1 protein-coding gene and 1 pseudogene are annotated in these 2,220 nt (G+C 68.0%); both read left to right on the top strand.

Annotated features, from left to right (window positions below; genetic code table 11):
* Nucleotides 1-122 precede the first annotated feature (122 nt).
* Nucleotides 123-1,670, top strand: coding sequence for a ribosome biogenesis GTPase Der (der, locus tag FVW20_RS13130; RefSeq protein ID WP_196609969.1), 1,548 nt, complete (start codon nt 123-125; stop codon nt 1,668-1,670).
* Between the two features lie 279 nt (nt 1,671-1,949).
* Nucleotides 1,950-2,220: pseudogene (locus tag FVW20_RS13125) on the top strand (hypothetical protein); the annotation flags it as partial.

Here is a 2,220-nt window from a genome sequence, read left to right as displayed (position 1 = left end):
CACGCACCCGCCCGGCCCCGTGTGCCGCATTGCGCGACGCGCCCCGCCGGGCTACGCTGTGCCCCAGCGGCGGCCCCGCCGCCCTCCCGTCATCCCATGTCATCCCACAGTCAGAGAACGCCATGCCCATAGCCCAGCCACCCGCCCCGTCCGCCCCCGTCACCACGCATCTGCCCAAGATCGCGCTGGTGGGCCGCCCCAACGTGGGCAAATCCACACTGTTCAACCGGCTCATCCGCGCCAACCGGGCCATCACCCACGACCGGCCCGGCGTCACCCGTGACCGCATGGAAGGCCAGGTACGTTCACGCGGCAAGCAGACCTTCGCCATCGTGGATACCGGCGGCATCACCCTGGACGCCCACGCCGCCGTGGCCCAAGGGCCGGAAGGCATTCGCGGCTTCGAGGCGGAAATCCTGCGCCAGGCCGAGGCCGCCATGGCCGAAGCCGCGGGCATCTGCCTGGTGGTGGATGGCCGCGACGGGCTGACCCCCTTCGACGAACACCTGGCCGCGCACCTGCGCCGCGCGGGCAAGCCCGTGCTGGTGGTGGTGAACAAGGTGGACGGCGTGGAGCGCGAAGACGAAATGCTGGCCGAATTCCACGCCCTGGGCTTTCCGCTGCTGCCCGTTTCCGCCGCGCATGGGCACAACGTGCGTGTGCTGGAAGACGAAATGCGCGAAATGCTGCCCGATGAACCCGAGGAAGAAGGTGCGGAGGACGAAGACGGCGCGGACGCCGACGACTTCGACCTTGCCTCCAACGACGGCGAAGGCGCTGACGAGATGGCTGACGAGGACGCTGGCGAAGGCGACGCGGAATCCGGCGAAGGCTCCGCCGCCGAACCCAAAGGCCCCCCGTACGACCCCACCCACCTGCGCCTGGCCATGCTGGGCCGCCCCAACGCGGGCAAGTCGTCGCTGGTCAACGCCCTTACCGGCCAGCAGCGCATGATCGTCAGCGACATGGCGGGCACCACCCGCGACAGCGTGGACGTCAGCTTCGAATCGGGTGACAAGACCATCACCTTCGTGGACACCGCCGGGGTGCGCCGCCGCTCGCGCATCACCGATTCGGTGGAGCGTTACAGCGTCAACGCCTCGCTCAAAAGCACCACCAAGGCCCACGTCACCCTGCTGGTGCTCGACGCGCTGCAAGGCGTCACCCAGCAGGACAAGCGGCTGGTGGACCTGCTGGACGAACGCAAGACGCCGTTCATGGTGTTGGTGAACAAGATCGACCTGGTGCCGCGCAAGCTGATACCGGACCTGGAGGCCTCGTTCAAGGGCATGCTGGAATTCTGCCCCCACGTGCCGCTGCTGTACGTGTCCGCCAAGTCGGGCAAGGGGCTTGGTCCCGTGCTGCCCATGGCAGAACGCGTCCGCGCCGAGTGCCATGTACGCGTGGGCACCGGCCAGCTCAACCGGGCCATGGAAGAGGTGCTCACCCGCCACCAGCCCCCGGTGGTGCGCAGACTGCGCCCCAAGTTCTTCTACCTGACCCAGGCGGAGACCAACCCGCCCACGTTCGTGTTCTTCGTCAACGATGCCGACCGCATCCAGACGCCGTACGCCCGCTACGTGGAAAAGGCCCTGCGCCGGATGTTCCGCATCGAGCACGCCCCCATGCGGGTGCGGTTCCGCTCGTCGCACAAGAAGAAGGGCGAATAGTTTCAGCTGGCACCGCCCTTCCCCCGGTCGTTGACGCCTTCGGAAACATCCGGGCCTGACAACGGAACCGCACGGTCGTTCCCTGTTTTCTCCCGCCCCGTACCGCTCTGCCCCCCGCAAACGCAGGGGGCAGGCCGATGCGGGGCGGTTGTGTTCCCGGCTGCTGCTCTGTTTTCATGCCCGCCGCGTGGGCAATTATCCCTTCATTCCTCCTGCCACCCGGACAAGCCTTCACCTTGCGCCCCATCCCGGCTACAGTGCTGGCCGATAGGAGGCCCCATGCCCCAACCATCCCCTTCCCCGACGCCGTCTTCTCCCCCCCCCTTTGCGGAACAGTTGCTGGAAGCTGCCCACAGGCTGGCCACTCGCGCCGGGGCGGTGTTCCTTGCCATGTGTGGCGCCCTGGGCCGGTTTCTGGCGCGCCACGTGTCCGGGCGGGCCTTTTTCCGGGCCTTGCTGCCCGCCGCCGCAGGCCTGTTCCTGGCCCAGTGCACCATGGCCATGGAGCATTTTGCACGCGGGGCGGACCTGGCGCGACAGATTCTGGCCA

Source organism: Nitratidesulfovibrio oxamicus, from assembly GCF_015731765.1.
Classification (GTDB): Bacteria; Desulfobacterota; Desulfovibrionia; order Desulfovibrionales; family Desulfovibrionaceae; genus Cupidesulfovibrio; species Cupidesulfovibrio oxamicus.
Note: the sequence above shows the minus strand (reverse complement) of the source record. Positions and strands in the feature narration are given on the sequence as shown.

What these genes read in the sequence shown, in the direction of transcription:
- der (WP_196609969.1), top strand. Translation starts at nt 123, where the DNA reads ATGCCCATAGCCCAGCCACCCGCCCCGTCCGCCCCCGTCACCACGCAT.